13 protein-coding genes are annotated in these 15,533 nt (G+C 73.5%); 8 read left to right on the forward strand and 5 right to left on the reverse strand.

The window, feature by feature from the left end:
- The first annotated feature begins 184 nt into the window (after window positions 1-184).
- A complete protein-coding gene (locus AB0C33_RS09745) occupies window positions 185-814 on the forward strand; it encodes an alpha-ketoglutarate-dependent dioxygenase AlkB (RefSeq protein WP_358285470.1) in 630 nt (209 codons plus the stop codon).
- 62 nt (window positions 815-876) lie between these two features.
- Here the strand turns inward: AB0C33_RS09745 and AB0C33_RS09750 are convergent, their stop codons facing one another.
- The 4 genes from AB0C33_RS09750 to AB0C33_RS09765 form a co-directional block, all read right to left on the reverse strand.
- Entirely contained in the window at window positions 877-1,944 is a 1,068-nt protein-coding gene (locus AB0C33_RS09750) for an oxidoreductase (RefSeq protein WP_358285472.1), read from the reverse strand.
- A gap of 198 nt (window positions 1,945-2,142) precedes the next feature.
- On the reverse strand, window positions 2,143-3,072 hold the full coding sequence (locus tag AB0C33_RS09755; RefSeq protein ID WP_358285474.1) for a D-alanyl-D-alanine carboxypeptidase family protein: 930 nt from the start codon (window positions 3,070-3,072) through the stop codon (window positions 2,143-2,145).
- Between the two features lie 124 nt (window positions 3,073-3,196).
- Entirely contained in the window at window positions 3,197-4,375 is a 1,179-nt protein-coding gene (locus AB0C33_RS09760; RefSeq protein ID WP_358285477.1) for a glycosyltransferase family 4 protein, read from the reverse strand.
- Window positions 4,372-5,217, reverse strand: coding sequence for a sulfotransferase (locus tag AB0C33_RS09765; protein ID WP_358285479.1), 846 nt, complete (start codon window positions 5,215-5,217; stop codon window positions 4,372-4,374). The genes AB0C33_RS09760 and AB0C33_RS09765 overlap by 4 nt, the downstream gene beginning before the upstream one ends.
- A 192-nt stretch (window positions 5,218-5,409) precedes the next feature.
- On the opposite strand from AB0C33_RS09765, the gene AB0C33_RS09770 reads away from it, so the two are divergent.
- Together AB0C33_RS09770 and AB0C33_RS09775 are read left to right on the forward strand one after the other, a co-directional pair.
- Entirely contained in the window at window positions 5,410-6,396 is a 987-nt protein-coding gene (locus AB0C33_RS09770; RefSeq protein ID WP_352361447.1) for a LacI family DNA-binding transcriptional regulator, read from the forward strand.
- Window positions 6,397-6,435: 39 nt separating this feature from the next.
- Window positions 6,436-7,080, forward strand: coding sequence for a phosphatase PAP2 family protein (locus tag AB0C33_RS09775; protein ID WP_358285481.1), 645 nt, complete (start codon window positions 6,436-6,438; stop codon window positions 7,078-7,080).
- On the opposite strand, the gene AB0C33_RS09780 is transcribed toward AB0C33_RS09775, so the two are convergent.
- On the reverse strand, window positions 7,019-8,005 hold the full coding sequence (locus tag AB0C33_RS09780; RefSeq protein WP_352361449.1) for a LacI family DNA-binding transcriptional regulator: 987 nt from the start codon (window positions 8,003-8,005) through the stop codon (window positions 7,019-7,021). The two genes, AB0C33_RS09775 and AB0C33_RS09780, sit on opposite strands and share 62 nt — an antisense overlap.
- 247 nt (window positions 8,006-8,252) lie before the next feature.
- Between AB0C33_RS09780 and AB0C33_RS09785 the strand changes: the two genes are divergently transcribed.
- The 5 genes from AB0C33_RS09785 to AB0C33_RS09805 all read left to right on the forward strand — a co-directional run bounded on the left by AB0C33_RS09785 (window position 8,253) and on the right by AB0C33_RS09805 (window position 15,513).
- Entirely contained in the window at window positions 8,253-10,454 is a 2,202-nt protein-coding gene (locus AB0C33_RS09785) for an RICIN domain-containing protein (RefSeq protein ID WP_358285484.1), read from the forward strand.
- Between the two features lie 74 nt (window positions 10,455-10,528).
- Window positions 10,529-11,848 (forward strand): ABC transporter substrate-binding protein, encoded by a 1,320-nt coding sequence (locus tag AB0C33_RS09790; protein ID WP_358285487.1) that lies wholly within the window; start codon window positions 10,529-10,531, stop codon window positions 11,846-11,848.
- Window positions 11,848-12,768: a sugar ABC transporter permease gene (locus AB0C33_RS09795; protein WP_358285489.1), complete on the forward strand. Its 921-nt coding sequence runs from the start codon at window positions 11,848-11,850 to the stop codon at window positions 12,766-12,768. Before AB0C33_RS09790 ends, AB0C33_RS09795 begins: the two co-directional genes overlap by 1 nt.
- Before the next feature lie 37 nt (window positions 12,769-12,805).
- Window positions 12,806-13,609, forward strand: a complete 804-nt coding sequence (locus tag AB0C33_RS09800; RefSeq protein WP_358285492.1) for a carbohydrate ABC transporter permease — start codon at window positions 12,806-12,808, stop codon at window positions 13,607-13,609.
- Window positions 13,606-15,513 (forward strand): DUF5107 domain-containing protein, encoded by a 1,908-nt coding sequence (locus tag AB0C33_RS09805; protein ID WP_358285494.1) that lies wholly within the window; start codon window positions 13,606-13,608, stop codon window positions 15,511-15,513. Before AB0C33_RS09800 ends, AB0C33_RS09805 begins: the two co-directional genes overlap by 4 nt.
- Window positions 15,514-15,533 lie beyond the last annotated feature (20 nt).

Raw genomic sequence — 15,533 nt, forward strand, 5'->3', positions numbered from 1 at the left:
CCGCGTTAAGGGACGGTCCGGGCGGGGGAAGGGCTCGGGTGATCGTCCCGCGCGGGCCTCGCGCCCGCCGGCGGCGACCCGCCCGGCCTGTACGGACTGCGTACCGCACAGGCCGGGCGCCTTCCAACCCCCGAGCCGGCCCCGAGTCGAATATGTGTACGAACAATGGCATAGACTCGGCCTCATGAAAGCCGCGTTCCAAGCATCTCTGCTGGGTCTCGACGAGGAGCTCGGCGTCGGGCGGCTGGGCGCCACGGTCCGCCGGACGTACCTCGACCACGGAGCCTGGATCGACCTGCGGCCCGGCTGGCTGACGGGGGCCGACACGCTGTTCGCGCGGCTGGCCGAGACGGTGCCGTGGCGTGCCGAGCGCCGCCGCATGTACGACCGGGTCCTCGACGTCCCGCGCCTGCTCAAGTTCTACGACGAGGGCGAGACGCTGCCCGACCCCGTCCTCGACCAGGCCAGAGCGGCGCTCGACGCCCACTACGGCGAGGAACTGGGCGAACCCTTCCGCACCGCGGGCCTGTGCTTCTACCGCGACGGCCGCGACAGCGTGGCCTGGCACGGCGACACCATCGGCCGGGGCAGCAGCGAGGACACCATGGTCGCGATCGTCTCGGTGGGCAGCCCGCGCCCGCTCCTGCTGCGCCCGCGCGGCGGCGGCCCCTCGATCCGCCGCGACCTCGGGCACGGCGACCTGATCGTCATGGGCGGCAGCTGCCAGCGGACGTGGGAGCACGCCATCCCCAAGACCGCCCGGCCCGCGGGGCCGCGCATCAGCATCCAGTTCAGGCCGCGCGGCGTCCGCTGACCCGGCCCGCCGCGCCCGCCGTGGACCCCCGCGGGTTCCGCGAGCCCCGTGCGCCCCTCGTGCTAGCGGAGGCGGAGACGGGCTATGCGGCCCTGCTCGCCGGAGGCCCAGCAGGACAGGTCCGGGGTGCACGAGACCGTGTCGAACGAGCCGCCGTCGAAGGTCTCCCAGCGGGCCCCGCCGGTGTACGTCACGTCGCTGCCCGTGGGGCCGACCGCGATCGCCGCGAACGGCAGGTGCGGCAGCCACGTCACCCCCGACCGGTACGCGGGCGGCGGGGTCGTGGCGGGCCGCCAGGTGGCGCCGCCGTCCCCGGTGACCGCGGCGGCGTTCGGGGAGGGGAGGCCGGGCTGGTAGTCGCCGCCGACCGCGATCCCGCGGTGCCGGTCGCGGAAGGCCAGCGCGAAGACGCCCTTCGCCGGGTCGGCGGCCGGGATCGGGGTGTCGGAGACGGTCCACGTACGCCCGCGGTCGGCCGAACGGAACACGCGTGACCGCTCGCCGCCGCCGGTGGCGATCCAGGCGTCGCGTCCGCCCGCGGTCACCAGGCACTGGCCGCTCGCCGCGAAACCGGCCTCGCCGGGCAGCGCGTCCGGCATGCCGGTGGACGGGAGCACCTGCCAGCTCCGGCCGCCGTCCTCGGTGGCCAGGAGGCGGAACCTGCCGTTCACCGGGTCGCTCATGGCCAGGCCGTGGCGGCGGTCGAAGAAGGCCATGCAGTCGTAGAAGGCGTTCGGCTCGTCGTTCCTGAAGGACTCGGTCCAGGTGCGGCCGCCGTCCTCGGTGCGGTAGACGCGGCCGTCCGGGCCCGTGCCGATCGACAGGACCAGGGCGCGGCGGGCGTCGAACGCCTCCACGTCGCGGAACTGGAGGGACTCGGTGCCGGGCGGGGAGACGTTCTGCCAGGTGCGTCCGCCGTCCACGGTGCGCAGGACGGTTCCGCCGGTGCCGGCGGCCCACACCACGTCCCTGCTCACGGGTGCGAGACCACGGAAGCGGGCGGTCACGCCGGTCTCCTTCAGCTCCCAGCCGAGGTCCGGGCCGGGGCCGGTGGTGGTGGCGTGGGCGGGGAGCGGGGCGGCGAGCACCAGCGCCGCGGACAACACGCTCATCGCGATGCGAACGTTCATGCCGGGCAAACTAACCCAAGAGATCACGAGCGTCCATCATGCGGACAGCCCGGTCCCCCAGGAGACGACACCTGTCAGGTGGTGGGGGGTGGGGGCTTGGAGGGGGCCGTGAGGTGGTGCGGGGTGGGGGAGGGGCGGGCGGCGGTGCCGCTGGGGGGTGTAGGTGGCGGGCCGCGGTGCGGGTGGAGGTGGGGGAGGTCAGGCGGCGGTGCGGGTGGGGGCCCAGGTGAGGAGGGACTGGGCGGTGTCGAAGCGGCGGCTGGAGACCGACTCGCCCAGGATCACGCCCACCAGCCGGTGCCCGTCCCGCTCACCGGCGAAGGCCAGGCTGTACCCCGCCGCCCGGGTGAACCCCGTCTTCAACCCGATCACCCCCGGCTCGGCGAGCAGGCGGTTGGTGTTGCGCCAGCCGTACGCGCCGTGCTCCTCGGTCGCGGCGACCTCGTGGTACCGGGTCCCGGCCACGCCTTCGATCAGCGGCACCTGAAGGGCCTGGGCGGCCAGCACGGCCTGGTCGCGGGCGGTGGACCAGCCGTCGCCGGCCGGCGTGGGCAGCCCGTCGGCGTTGACGTACCGGGTGTCGTTCATGCCGAGCGAGCGGGCGGTGGCGTTCATCTTGTCGACGAACCCCGGCACGCCCGGCCCGTACGTACGGGCCAGCGCGTGGGCGGCGTCGGCGCCCGAGGGCAGCATGAGCGCGTAGAGCAGCTCGCCCACCGGCAGCCGGTCGCCGGGCCGCAGGTCGGCGGTGGTGCCGCCGCCCTCCTCGGCGTACCGCGCGTCCTGGGGGGCGATCTCCACCATGTCCGTGGGCTTGGCCGACTGCAGGACGACGTACGCCGTCATCGTCTTGGTGAGGCTGGCGATCGGCATGCGGGTGTCGGCGGCCTTGCCGAACAGCGCGGCGCCGGACCGGGCGTCCATCAGGTAGGCGGCCCGGCCGTACACGGCGGGCGCCCCGGCGTCGGCGGCGGAGGCGACGAGGGAAGGGGCCGCGAGGGACGGAGCCGCGAGGGACGGGGTCGCGGCGGACGGGGTCGCGGTCTGCGCGTACGCGGGCACGCCCAGCCCCGTGACCAGGGCGAAGGCGCCTGCGAACGCGGTGAGTCGAGCTTTCCGGTTACGCATGCACCCCAGGCTGCCGCCCGGTTTGGCGTGCGTTTAACGGTTTGCGGCAAAATCTGTGACCAAATCGTTAGAAATCCCGCCGACGCCGAAGGATGCGTCAGGTAGATCTTTCGTGCCGGGCCCCTCAGCGGCCCGTCCAGAGGTTGTCCGCCACCCGTTGCCCCCGCGCCAGCCCGGAGAACAGCTCCTCCCACATCGGCATCACCACCTCCGGCCCGTACGCCCGCGACGTCGCCGCCGCCGCCTCGCCCATCCGCACCCGCAGCTCCCGGTCGCCGATCACCCGGATCAGCGCGGCGGCCAGCGCGTCCACGTCCCTGGGCGGCACCAGGACGCCGTCCACGCCGTCGGTCAGCACGTCCCGCGGCCCGGTGGGGCAGTCGAAGGCGACCACGGGCAGCGCGTGCGTCATGGCCTCGATCATCACCATGGGCAGGCCCTCGAAGCGGGAGCTGAGCGCGTACACCGACGCCTCGGCCAGCTCCTTCTCCAGCCGCTCGGTACGGCCGGGCAGCGTCACGTGCTCCGCCAGCCCGTGCCGCGCGACCAGCCCGGCGAGCTGGCTGCGGCGCGGCCCGGTGCCGAAGACGCGCAGCCGCCACTCCGGATGCACCCGCACGACCTGCGCGAACGCCTCGATGAGCAGGTCGAACCCCTTCTGCGGCACCAGCCGCCCGGCCGCCACCACCACCGGGTTGACCTGCCGGGACGGTTCCCGCTCCACGCGGTGGACGGCGTTCGGGATCACCACCACCGGCGTGTCCGGCAGCAGGCGCTGGTATTCGAGCTTGTTGGTCCTGGTCAGCACGGTGACCGCGGCGAACCTGCCGTAGTGGCGGGCGATCTCCCTGCGGATCGTGTCGGGGTAGGCGGACAGGTTCATGTGCTCCTGCGCGATCCTGACCACGTCGGCGGGGGTGCGGCGGGCGGAGATCAGGTTCAGTGCGGGCCTGGTCGTCACCAGCACGCCGCCGGACAGGCCGGAGACGTAGTCCATCGCGGCCCGTTCCACCCGCTCGGTGAAGTAGTCGGCGGCGAACTCGCCGCGCGGCACGATCTTGCCGCGGATCCGCCGCCACGCCCTGCGGCCGACGGAGTCGGGCTGTCTGCCCCCGCGCTGGTCCACCAGCGTGGTGATGGTGACGCGGGGGTCGATGGCGAACTGCGGGGCCTCGCGCCGTCGTACCAGGCTGACCAGCTCGACGTCGTGCCCGGCCGCGGTCATCGCGTTCGCCTGGTTGACCACCGTGCGGATCGTGCCGCCCATGCCGTAGGCGTGCAGCATCAGGTAGCGGATCTTCACGCGAGGTACCCCCAGGTCCGGGCGATGGGCTTGAGGGGTTCGGGGATCTGGTCGGGGGAGGGCAGCTCCCGGGCGGGCTGGACGGTCCCGGTCCTGATCTTGTCCCGCCAGTCGCCGAGCCCCTTCTCCAGCACCTGCTGCTCGCCGTAGGAGAGCATCCGCGGCTCCCACTCCAGGCCGAGGAACGCGCAGATCTCGCGGGTGACGCGCTCGGGCTCGGCGCTCAGCTCCTCGTATCTGACGGTCAGCCCCGGCAGCGCGGCCCTGGCCCGCTGCACGGCCTTCATGTACCGCAGGGCGTCCAGGGCGGCCTCCTCGGGGGTGCGCCGGTCGGGGGCGGCCTCGTGCCAGGACGTGGCGATGGAGGCGGGGTGGCGCAGCAGGAAGACGAAGCGGGCGTCCGGCCAGCAGGCGGCGATGCGCTGGTGGGCGAAGGCGTTGGCGGGGGTCTTGTCCACGACGTACCGCTTGCCGCTGCGGACCAGCTCGCGGTGCAGCACCCGGTCCCACAGCAGGTGTTCCAGGTCGGCCTGGTTGTGCCCGAGCGCGGCCATCGCCTTGGCGGCCAGCGGAGTGCCGAACTGCACCCGCAACCGGCGTACGTGCAGCTCGTGGGGGGCGTGCAGGTCGGGGTGGGCGTTGAGGATCGCGCGCAGGAGCGTGGAGCCGGACCGTACGGGGGACAGGAGGAAGACGGGGGATTCGAGCAGCCGGTCGGTTAGCGGATCCGCGGGCGGTCTGATCTCGGGAGCGGGCGGGGGAGAGGGCGTGTTCCCGACTCGCTCGATCTGGAATCCGGTGAACCTGACCAGCGCTTTGTTGACGTGCCGCTGCCAGTTCATGGCGAGGCAGACTACCTACCGTTCCTGGCAGTTACCTGGCAGCGTCAGGCCGCCGACCAGGCGTGCCGCGGGTTCGCGGGGGCCGTGCGCGGCTGCCGCGCGGTCGCGCGGGAGCGCCCCGGGCCTGTTAGCGTTACCGCTGACAGGAGGTGGGCGGCGGTGAAAGCGAAGGGCGACAGGCCGGCGGTGCTCATGGACGTGGCCGTGCTCGCCGGGGTCTCGGCCATGACCGTCTCGCGCGTGCTCAACGCGCCCGACCGGGTCCGCGCGGAGACCAGGGCCCGCGTCATGGCCGCGGTGCGCGAGCTCGACTACCGGCCCAACCAGGCCGCCCGCCAGCTCGTCACCGGCAGGTCCGGGGTGCTCGGCGTGGTCAGCATCGACACCACCCTCTACGGCCCGGCCTCCACGCTCTACTGCATCGAGCAGGCGGCCAGACGGGCCGGCTACAACGTCAGCATCGCCAGCCTGCCCTCGCTCAGCCGCAGGTCGATGGAGGAGGGCGTGCAGCGGCTGCGCGCCCAGGCGGTCGACGGCGTGATCATCGTGGCGCCGCACGAGTCGGCCGCCGACGGCCTGCGCCACCTGCCGCCGGAGATGCCGGTGGTGGCCGTCGACGCCGGCGACGACATCCCCGTACCGGTGGCCAAGGTCGACCAGCAGGCGGGCGCCAGGCGGGTCACCCGTCACCTGCTCAGCCTCGGCCACGAGACGGTCTGGCACGTCGCCGGCCCGGCCGACTGGCTCGACGCCAACGGCCGCATCGAGGGCTGGCGCGGCGTGCTGGAGGCCGCCGGCCGGGAGGCGCCCGAGGTGCTGCGCGGCGACTGGAGCGCCCGCTCGGGCTACCAGCTCGGCCGCCGCCTCTGCGAGAACCCCGACGTCACCGCCGTGTTCGTGGCCAACGACCAGATGGCGCTCGGCGTGCTGCGCGCGCTGCGCGAGGCCGGCCGCCGGGTGCCCGAGGACGTCAGCGTGGCCGGGTTCGACGACATCCCCGAGTCGGCCTACTTCTGGCCGCCGCTGACCACCGTGCGCCAGGACTTCGGCGAGGTCGGCAGGCACGCCTTCCACCTGCTGCTCGACTTCATGGCCGGGCACGAGCCCGAGGCGCGGCGGCTGGTCGAGCCCGAGCTCGTGGTCAGGGAGAGCACGGGAGCCAGGCCGTCCCGGGCATGACCGGCATGATCGGCGGGCAGGTGTAGGGCCGTCGCGGAGGTGATCGGCTGGATGATGCTGCTCGAACGTTTCGACGCCTGGGACAAGCGGGCCTTCGACCGGGTCGCGCGCTCCGACCTGCCCGTGCTCGACGCCCTGCTGCCGCATCTGTCGTCGGCGGCCGACAACTCGGTCCTGTGGGGGCTGGTGGCGGGCGTCCTGATGATGACGGGCCGGCCGCGCCTGCAGCGGGCGGGCGTTCGCGGGCTACTGGCGATCTCGCTGGCCAGCCCGCTGACCAGCATGGTCGTCAAGCAGGCGATCCGCAGGCCGCGCCCGCTGACGGACCTCATCCCGGTGATCCGGCGCCGCCGGGTGCCGGCGTCCTCGTCGCTGCCGTCGGGGCACAGCGCGTCCGCGGTCGCCTTCGCGGTGGCGGTCGCCAGGGACGCGCCGCTGCCGGTCGCCACCTCGGTCACGCTGCTCGCCGCCGGCGTGGCCGCCTCCCGCGTGTACGTGGGCGCCCACTACCCGGGCGACGTGCTGGCCGGGGTCGCCGTCGGGGCGGCGGCGGGCTGGAGCGCCCGGGGCTGCGGACGCTGGCTGCGCCGCACGCTGGCCGCCTGCGCCGCGCCGCGGGAGATCAGGCGGGGCCGCTGCTGGCCCGGACGATCAGGGTCGAGCGCAGCAGCTGCAGGGAGTTGACCGGCGGGCGGCCCTCGTCCAGGGCGCGCAGCAGGAGCTCGATGGCCTGCCTGGTCATCTCCCTGCTCGGGACGGCGACCGTGGTGAGGGCGGGATGCGTCACCCGTACCTCGTCGATGTCGTCGTGGCCGACCACCGACAGGTCGCCGGGCACCGAGCGGCCGCCGAGCCGGGCCGCCTCCAGCGCGCCCAGCGCGAGGATGTCGTGCGTGCAGAACAGCGCGGTCACGCCGGGGTCGGCGGTCAGGGCCGCGGTGGCGGCGGTGAAGCCGCCCATCGCCGTCGGCTCCGGCGCGGTGAAGACGGCCGCGGCCGGGACGTCGAGGCCGTCGCGGGCGAACGCGCGCCGGAACCCCTGCACGCGCAGCGCGTGCGGCGCGCTGCTCAGCACCGCGACCCGCTCGTGGCCCAGCTCGCGCAGATGCCGCCCGGCCAGGTAGCCGGCCTGCTCGTAGTCGATCGTGACGACGGGCAGGGTGTCGGGCACCTCGCTCTCCCACGCGCACAGCGCCACGGGGAAACGCGCGTCGGCCAGGAGCGGCAGGTGCTCGGTGAGGCCGTTGTCGCCGGCGATCAGCAGGGCGTCGACCGAGCGGCTGGTCAGGCCGGTGATGTGCCGGCGGGCCCGGTCGCCGTCGAGGCGGGTGGTGCACAGCAGCAGGTGGTAGCCGTGCTCCTCCAGGACGTTCTCCGCCTCCTCGACCACGGCCGAGTAGAACGAGCTGGCCACCGTCGGCACGAACAGGCCGACGGTCATGGTGGTGCCGGTGGCCAGCGAGCGGGCGACCAGGTTGGGGGTGTAGCCGAGCTCGGCGATGGCGGCGCGCACCCTGGCCTCGGTCTCGGGGCGGACGCGTACGCGGCCGGTGACCACGTTGGAGACCGTCTGCTTGGTGACCCCGGCCCGCTCGGCCACGTCCTGCATCGTGACCACGCGGCCTCCTAGGGGTTTGACCGGTCCAATGACGTCGCCCCGAAACGTAGTCGCCCGGCTCGGATCTCGTCAACCATCGTGCGCATTACGTGCCTTTTGACCGGACAAGAGAGCAAGAACGCGAATTCGGGCCTTGTTTGAGCGGTCAAATCTGGCGTATGGTCCGGCCACGCGGTTCCGGCTCGTGGTTCCCCCAAGGGCCCGCCCGATGTGGCGTGCCCGACAGAAAGGAGCACCCGTGTCCCCCCATCGCAACGTGCTCACCGCCGCCGCCGCGGCCCTGACGCTGGTCCTGGGCGGCTCCCTCGCCGTCCCGGCCGCGTCGGCCGCACCGCCCGACGCCACCTACACGATCACCGTCGGCTCCACCGGCCGCTACGCCCATCCCACCGACACCCCGGCGGCCACCTACATCGACAAGGACGGCACCTTCTACTTCCAGCAGTCGGCCGCCCTCTACGGCGCCTCCGACCCCCGCTACTGGGACTTCTTCACCGGCGCCAACTTCGAGACCGCCACCCGCTCGGCCGCGATCAGCGACGCGGTCAACCCGGCCAACTCCGCCGACCGCAACAACGACACGACCTGGCGCTGCAACAACAGCCCGACCGGCGTCGAGGCGACCCCCGCCGGCGCGGGCTCGGGGTACGCCCACAAGAACTACTGCGACCTGGTCGGCGTCTGGGTGGACCCCGACACCGGCGACTGGTACGGCCTGGTGCACAACGAGTTCACCCCCCAGCCCTTCGGCGACGGCCTGCACTACGACTCGCTCGACTACGCCGTCTCCCGCAACCAGGGCCGGGTGTGGACCATCCTCGGCCACGCGATCACCTCGCCGTACAGCACGAAGCGCAACGACGCCGCGGCCTTCCCCCACCAGACCTACGACTACGGCGACGGCGACCCGCGCCTGTTCGCCGACCCGGTCTCGGGCTACTTCTACGTCTACTACGGCTCGCGGATCATCCCCAAGGGCGGCGTGGGCGGCGGCAACGGCGGCCTGGCCCACGTGGCGCGGGCGCCCATGTCGGCCAAGATGGCGACCGGCTCGTGGACCAAGTGGTACGACGGCTCCTGGTCGCAGCCCGGCGTGGGCGGCAAGGAGAGCAACATGGTCCCGGTCACCGCCGCGAACCCCCGGGGCTACACGCCCGTGGGCGGCGACTACGACCCGGCCAACACCGGCACGGTCGACCAGCAGATCGCCGCCGGGGAGCTGCCGCCGAAGTCCGACCTGTTCATCATGAACATCGCCTACGACGCCCACCTCGGCCTCTACCTCGGCGAGCCCGAGGTCGTCTCCGGCCGTCAGCCGCAGCGACTCTACGTCACCGACGACCTGTCGACCCAGCGGTGGCGCCTGATCGGCGACACCGGCAGCTACGTCTCCGGCTCCTGGTACCGCTGGTTCCTCGACGACGTCAGCAGAACCGGCTCGGCCATCGTCGGCAGGACGTTCCGCTCGTACTGCTCGATCGAGTGCGCGACCTCCAGCGGCGAGTACGCGAACCTCACCGTCACCTCCACCGCGCCCGCCCCCGCCCCGGCGGACCCGGCCAGGACCTACCGGATCGGCACCGGCGCGGGCCGCGTCCTGGCCCAGGTCTCCGGCGGCCCGGCGACCACCTCCGCCGCCGCCCCGACCGGCTCGCCCCTGGAGAACTGGACGTTCACCCCCAACGGCGACGGCTCCTACCGCATCGCCAACGCCTCCACCGGCGGGCTGCTCGGCGTGGACGCGGCCACGACGGCCGGCCGCGCCTGGGGGGCCAGACCGGTCGTCACCGCCCCCGGCGCCGGCGGGCCCACCGCGGGCCAGCAGTGGTTCGTGGTGCCGGGCGGGAGCGGCCACCGGCTGGTCAACCGCTACAGCGGCCTCGCCCTCGCCCTGACGGCGGACGCGTCCCGACCGGCCGAGACCACCCCCGTACGCCACTGGAGCGACACCTCCGGCGGGACGGTGGGCGGTCGCCGCACGGCCGCCGAGCAGACCCTGACGCTGACCGACACCGGCGCCTCGGGCGGCGACCTGAGCGGCACCCACACCCTGACCGCCGCCGGCAAGGCCCTGGACGACCCCGACCACTCCACCACCCCGGGCACCCAGCTCATCACCTGGACCCCCAACTCCGGCGCCAACCAGCGCTGGGTCTTCACCCGCCGGCCCGACGGCTCCTACCAGATCGCCAACAGCCTGTCCAAGCTCTGCGCGGACGTCGGCGGCGGCTCGACCGCCGCCGGCGCCCAGATCATCCAGTGGACGTGCACCGGCGCCGCCAACCAGAGCTGGCAGGTCACCCCCGCCCCCGCGGGCGGCTACCGGATCGCCTCGCAGAAGAGCGGGCTGCTGCTCACCACGGCCTCCACCGCCGACGGCGCGCTCGTCACCCAGCAGGCCGACACCGGCTCGGCGCTCCAGCGCTGGACCGTCGGCTGACCCTCCTCCGGCGGGGTCCCGTCCGGGCCCCGCCGGGCCACCCCCCCATCTCACAGGACAGGCGGTGCCGCTCGATGAGCTCATCCCGATCCCACCCCATTCGCCGGACGTTCGCCGGGCTCGCCGCCGGCGCGCTGGCCCTCGGCCTGGTCACCGCCTGTGGCGGCGACGCCCAGGACGCGTCCGGCAAGGAGCTCGTCTACTGGTCGATGTGGAAGCAGGGCGAACCCCAGCAGGTGGCCCTGCAGGCCGCGATCACCCGCTTCACCCGGGCCACCGGCATCGAGGTCAGGGTCGAGTGGGCCGGCCGCGACGTGGTCAAGCAGAAACTGCCCGCCGCGCTCACCACGTCCAAGGTGCCGGACGTGGTCGACCAGTCCGACGACACGATCCGGCCGTTCATGGTGACCCCGGGCGTGGCCCGGGGGCTGGCCAAGGTGTACGAGGCCGACGTGCCCGGCGAGGCGGGCAAGAAGGTCAAGGACGTCATCCCGGCCAAGTACTCGCAGAGCCCGGCGTTGCGGCTGCCGGACGGCCAGCCGTACATGGTGCCCTACAGCGTGGCCGGCATCGGCCTGTTCTACGACGCCGCCACCCTCACCGAGACGCCGCCGAAGGACTGGACGGCGTTCCTGGCGCTGCTCGGCACCCTCAAGGCCGGCGGCCGGACGGCCCCGCTCACCGCCGACGGCGAACAGTACTGGTCCGACTCGTACTGGATGAACTACTACCTCTACCGGACGATCGGCGCGGACGGCCTCAAGGCCATCGCCGAGGACCGCACCGGGCAGTCGTGGAAGAAGCCCGAGGTGCTGGCCGCCGCCCGGCAGATCGAGCGGTTCGCCAAGGAGGGCTACCTGCTCAAGGGGTACGACGCCGGCAAATACCCCGAGCAGCAGAAGAACTGGGCCCAGGGCCGGGCCGCGTTCATGATCATGGGTTCCTGGCTGCCCAGCGAGGTCGGCTCGTACGCCAGGGCCGGGTTCAAGCCCGCCTCCATGCCCTTCCCCGAGGTCGGCGGGCCGGCGAAGGGCGAGGAGGTCGTGCAGTTCGGCTTCGCGATGCCCGCCAAGGCCAGGAACGTCGAGGCTGGCGAGCGGTTCATCGCGTACCTGACGACCAAGGAGTTCGCCGACGACCTGGCCAGGACGGCCTCCGTGCTCTCGCCGCGGGCGGACGCGTTCGTGCCCGAGGCGCTGGCCGGGGTGAAGCGGCAGCTCGACAGCGTGCCCGAGACCTTCCCGTTCGCGGCCGGGCTGAGCGTGCCGGGCTGGACCGACAAGGTCTACTACCCGACGGTGGGCGAGCTGTTCAACGGCAGGCTCACCGCACAGGGGTTCGTGGACAAGATCACCGCGGTCCAGGCCGGCTTCTGGAAGAACCAGGGCAGCTGATGGCGGCCGAACCCGAGACGCGGCCCGGCCCGGCCGTACGGGCCCGGCAGCGGGCCTTCGTCCCCATGGTCGGCCCGGCCCTGGCGCTGCTGGGCGTCTTCGTCCTCGGCCCGGCCTGCTACGCGGTGTGGATCAGCCTCCAGCAGACCGCCGGGTACGGCGACTCGCGCTTCGTCGGCCTGCGCAACTACGCCCGCCTGCTGGGCGACCCGGTCTTCCACACCGCGCTGCTCAACACCCTGAAGCTGCTGGTCGTCGGCGGCGGCGTGACGTTCGCCGCCGGGTTCGCGCTCACGATGGTGCTCAGGGAGATGCGCGGACGGCTGGTCGCGCGCAACATCCTGTTCTTCCCCAACATCGTCAGCGCGCTGGTGCCGGCCATCGTGGCGGGATTCCTGTTCAACCCCGACGGGCTGGTCAACACCGTGCTGAGGGGCGTCTTAGGGGTGAGCGACCCGCCCAAGTGGCTGGCCGTGGACAACACGTTCACGCTCATCATGATCGTGGCGATCTGGGCGGCCGTCGGGTACTACACCACGATCATCATGGCCGCCGTCGACCGCATCCCCGCCTCCTTCTACGAGGACTGCGCGCTGCTCGGGGCCACGTCCTGGCAGCGGCTGCGGCACGTCACGATCCCGCTGACCTGGGACGTGCTCAGCGTCTGCGCGCTGCTGTGGACCATCAGCTCGATCAAGGTGTTCGAGCTGGTGCTGGTGTTCGGCGGCGGCACCGCGGGCACGCCGCCGAGCAGCACCTGGACCGTCGCCCTCTACAGCTACGCGGCCACGTACGGCGGCTCCGGCTCGCCGCCCGAGCTGGGGATGACCGCCGCCAGCGCGCTGTTCAGCCTGCTGATCGCGGCGGCCGTGGTGCTCCTGCTGCGGCGGGCGCTCGACCGTGACGCCGTCCGGTTCTGAAAGGGGGCCGACCATGAGACCGACGAGGCTCGCGCCCATGAAGGCAGTCGTGTGGGCGGTCGTCGCCGCCGACGTGGCGCTGCTGGCGTGGGTGCTGATCACATCGCTGAAGACCACCCGCGACGTGTTCGACCATCCCTGGCGGCTGCCGATCCCGCCGACGCTGGACAACTACCTGACCGCGCTGGAGGTCGGGAACTTCGGCCGGGCCGCGGTCAACAGCGCGGTCGTGGGCGTGCTGTCCTCGGTGCTGGCCGTGGTGGTCGCCGCACCGGCCGCGTACGCGCTGACCCGGACCGCGAACCGCGCGGGACGGCCGCTGACGCTGCTGTTCGCGCTCGGGACCGGCGTGCCCACCCAGGTCATCCTGCTGCCGATCTTCCTCATGCTGAGCAGCCTGGAGCTCACCTCCACCCTGACCGGCCTCACCCTGGCCTACGTCGGCACGGCCATGCCGTTCACCGTCTTCCTGCTGACCGGCTTCTTCCGATCGCTGCCCGGCGAGCTGGAGGAGGCCGCCGCGCTGGACGGCGCCGGGGTGTGGCGGACGTTCCTGCGCATCGTCGTGCCGGTCGCCCGGCCGGGGCTGGTCACCGTGTTCGTGCTGCAGCTCATCGTCTCCTGGAACGAGACCATGCTCGCCCTGGTGCTGATGCAGGACGACGAGAAGGAGACGCTGCCGGTGGCGCTGATCGGCTTCGCCCAGCAGCAGCAGTACACCGGCACCAACTGGGGCGGTATGTTCGCCGGCGTCTGCGTGGTCGTGCTGCCCATGGTGGTCCTGTTCGCCTGGGTGGGACGCCGCGTCACCGAAGGCATCACCCTGGGGATGGGGAAATGACGACGACCGTCCGCCGCATCATGATCACTCTGCCGGTCGCCCTGCCCGGCCCGGACAACCCGCTGCCGCCCCTCGGCGAGGCCGCCGGGCCCGCGGCCACGGTCGCCGGCGCGCCGCCCGACATGGCCTTCCAGCTCTCCTACGGCAGGCTCGCCTCCGTGCTGCCCTGCCGCGTCCAGGACGGCTACGACCGGGCACGCCGGCCCCGCCGGGTCGAGGCGATCCAGCTCGCCAACGACCGGCTGACCGCGACCGTGCTGCCCGGCTGGGGCGGACGGCTGTACTCGCTGGTCCACCGTGACCACGGCGAGCTGCTCTACCGGAACCCGGTGCTGCAACCGGCGAACTTCGGGCTGACCGGCGCCTGGTTCTCCGGCGGCGTGGAGTGGAACTCCGGCTCGACCGGGCACACCACGCTGACCTGCCGCCCGGTCTTCGCCGGGGAGGCCGAGGGGCCCGACGGCACGCCGATGGTCCGGATATGGGAGTGGGAACGCACCCGGGACCTGCCGTACCAGGTCGACTTCTGGCTGCCGCGCGGGTCGGACTTCCTGTACGTGGGCGTGCGCATGCGCAACCCGCACCCGCACGAGGTGCCGGCGTACTGGTGGTCGAACATCGCCGTCCCCGAGACCGGGCGGACGCGCGTGCTCGCCCCGGCCGGCACGGCCTGGCACTTCGGCTACGCCGGGCGGCTCGAACAGGTCCCGATCCCGGTCTGGGACGGCCTGGACCGCAGCTACCCGGCCCGCGCGGACCACGCCGCCGACTACTTCTTCGAGCTCGGCGATCGCCGTCCGTGGATCGCCGCGCTCGACGGCTCCGGCGCGGGCCTCGTGCACACCTCCACCCGGTCGCTGCGCGGGCGCAAGCTCTTCCTGTGGGGACGCGGGCCCGGCGGACGCCGCTGGCAGGACTGGCTCACCGAGCCCGGCACCGGCGGCTACCTGGAGATCCAGGCGGGGCTGGCCCGTACCCAGCTCGAACACGTGCCGCTGCCCGGCGGGGGCGAGTTCTCCTGGCTGGAGGCGTACGGGCCGTTGCGCGCCGACCCCGCCGCCGTGCACGGCGCGGACTGGTCGGAGGCGGTGCGGGCGGCCGAGGAGGAGCTGGCGGCCCGGCTGCCGGCCGCCGAGGTGTCCGCCGCCTGGCGCAAGTGGCGGCCGCACGCCGACCAGGAGCCCGTCCGGATCCTGGCGGAAGGGTCCGGCTGGGGCGCCCTGGAGGTGGCGCGCGCCGGCGTCACCACGCCAGGCACCCCGTTCCCCCGGTCCACCCTCGGCGCCGGCCAGTCGCCCTGGCTGACTCTCCTCACCACCGGCGCCTTCCCCCGTCCCGAGCCCTCTCCCGGCGCGGATCCCGGGCACAGCCTCGTGTCCGCGCCGTGGCGGCGGCTGCTGGAGCGGGCGCCGGAGACCTGGGTGACGGCCTACCACCTGGGCGTGGCCGCCTGGCACGCGCAGGACCATGAGGGGGCGGTACGCGCGTGGCGGCGCTCCGCCGAGCTGCGCCCGAACCCCTGGGCGACCCGCTGCCTGGCCCGCACCACCGCGAACCCGGACGAACGGGCCACCCTGTACCTCACAGCCCTCCGCCGGACGGCCGGACTCGTCCGGGAGCGCCTGGCGGCGGAGGCGGCCGTCGCGCTGCTGGAGGCCGGCCGGGCCGCCGAGTGCCTGGCCGTCCTGGACACGCTGCCCGAGACCGGCCGGGCCGTCCTGCTCCGCGCCCGCGCCCTGCTCGCCGCCGGGGACCGGGACGGCGCCCGCGCGCTGTTCGACGCCGGCTTCGACGTCGAGGACCTGCGGGAGGGCGAGGCCGTCCTGCACGAGACGTGGTCGCGCCTGACCGCCGCCCCGCTGCCCGGACGCTACGACTTCCGCATGCACCCGGACGACGCCTGACCCCTCAGGGGCGGCCGGGC

It is taken from the genome of Nonomuraea sp. NPDC048881 (assembly GCF_040649795.1).
Lineage (GTDB): Bacteria > Actinomycetota > Actinomycetes > Streptosporangiales > Streptosporangiaceae > Nonomuraea.

Coding starts and splice junctions, on each gene's coding strand:
- AB0C33_RS09755 (WP_358285474.1), bottom strand. CDS start 3,072: ATGCGTAACCGGAAAGCTCGACTCACCGCGTTCGCAGGCGCCTTCGCC.
- AB0C33_RS09745 (WP_358285470.1), top strand. CDS start 185: ATGAAAGCCGCGTTCCAAGCATCTCTGCTGGGTCTCGACGAGGAGCTC.
- AB0C33_RS09805 (WP_358285494.1), top strand. CDS start 13,606: ATGACGACGACCGTCCGCCGCATCATGATCACTCTGCCGGTCGCCCTG.
- AB0C33_RS09770 (WP_352361447.1), top strand. CDS start 5,410: ATGGACGTGGCCGTGCTCGCCGGGGTCTCGGCCATGACCGTCTCGCGC.
- AB0C33_RS09795 (WP_358285489.1), top strand. CDS start 11,848: ATGGCGGCCGAACCCGAGACGCGGCCCGGCCCGGCCGTACGGGCCCGG.
- AB0C33_RS09800 (WP_358285492.1), top strand. CDS start 12,806: ATGAAGGCAGTCGTGTGGGCGGTCGTCGCCGCCGACGTGGCGCTGCTG.
- AB0C33_RS09780 (WP_352361449.1), bottom strand. CDS start 8,005: ATGCAGGACGTGGCCGAGCGGGCCGGGGTCACCAAGCAGACGGTCTCC.
- AB0C33_RS09750 (WP_358285472.1), bottom strand. CDS start 1,944: ATGAACGTTCGCATCGCGATGAGCGTGTTGTCCGCGGCGCTGGTGCTC.
- AB0C33_RS09790 (WP_358285487.1), top strand. CDS start 10,529: ATGAGCTCATCCCGATCCCACCCCATTCGCCGGACGTTCGCCGGGCTC.
- AB0C33_RS09765 (WP_358285479.1), bottom strand. CDS start 5,217: ATGAACTGGCAGCGGCACGTCAACAAAGCGCTGGTCAGGTTCACCGGA.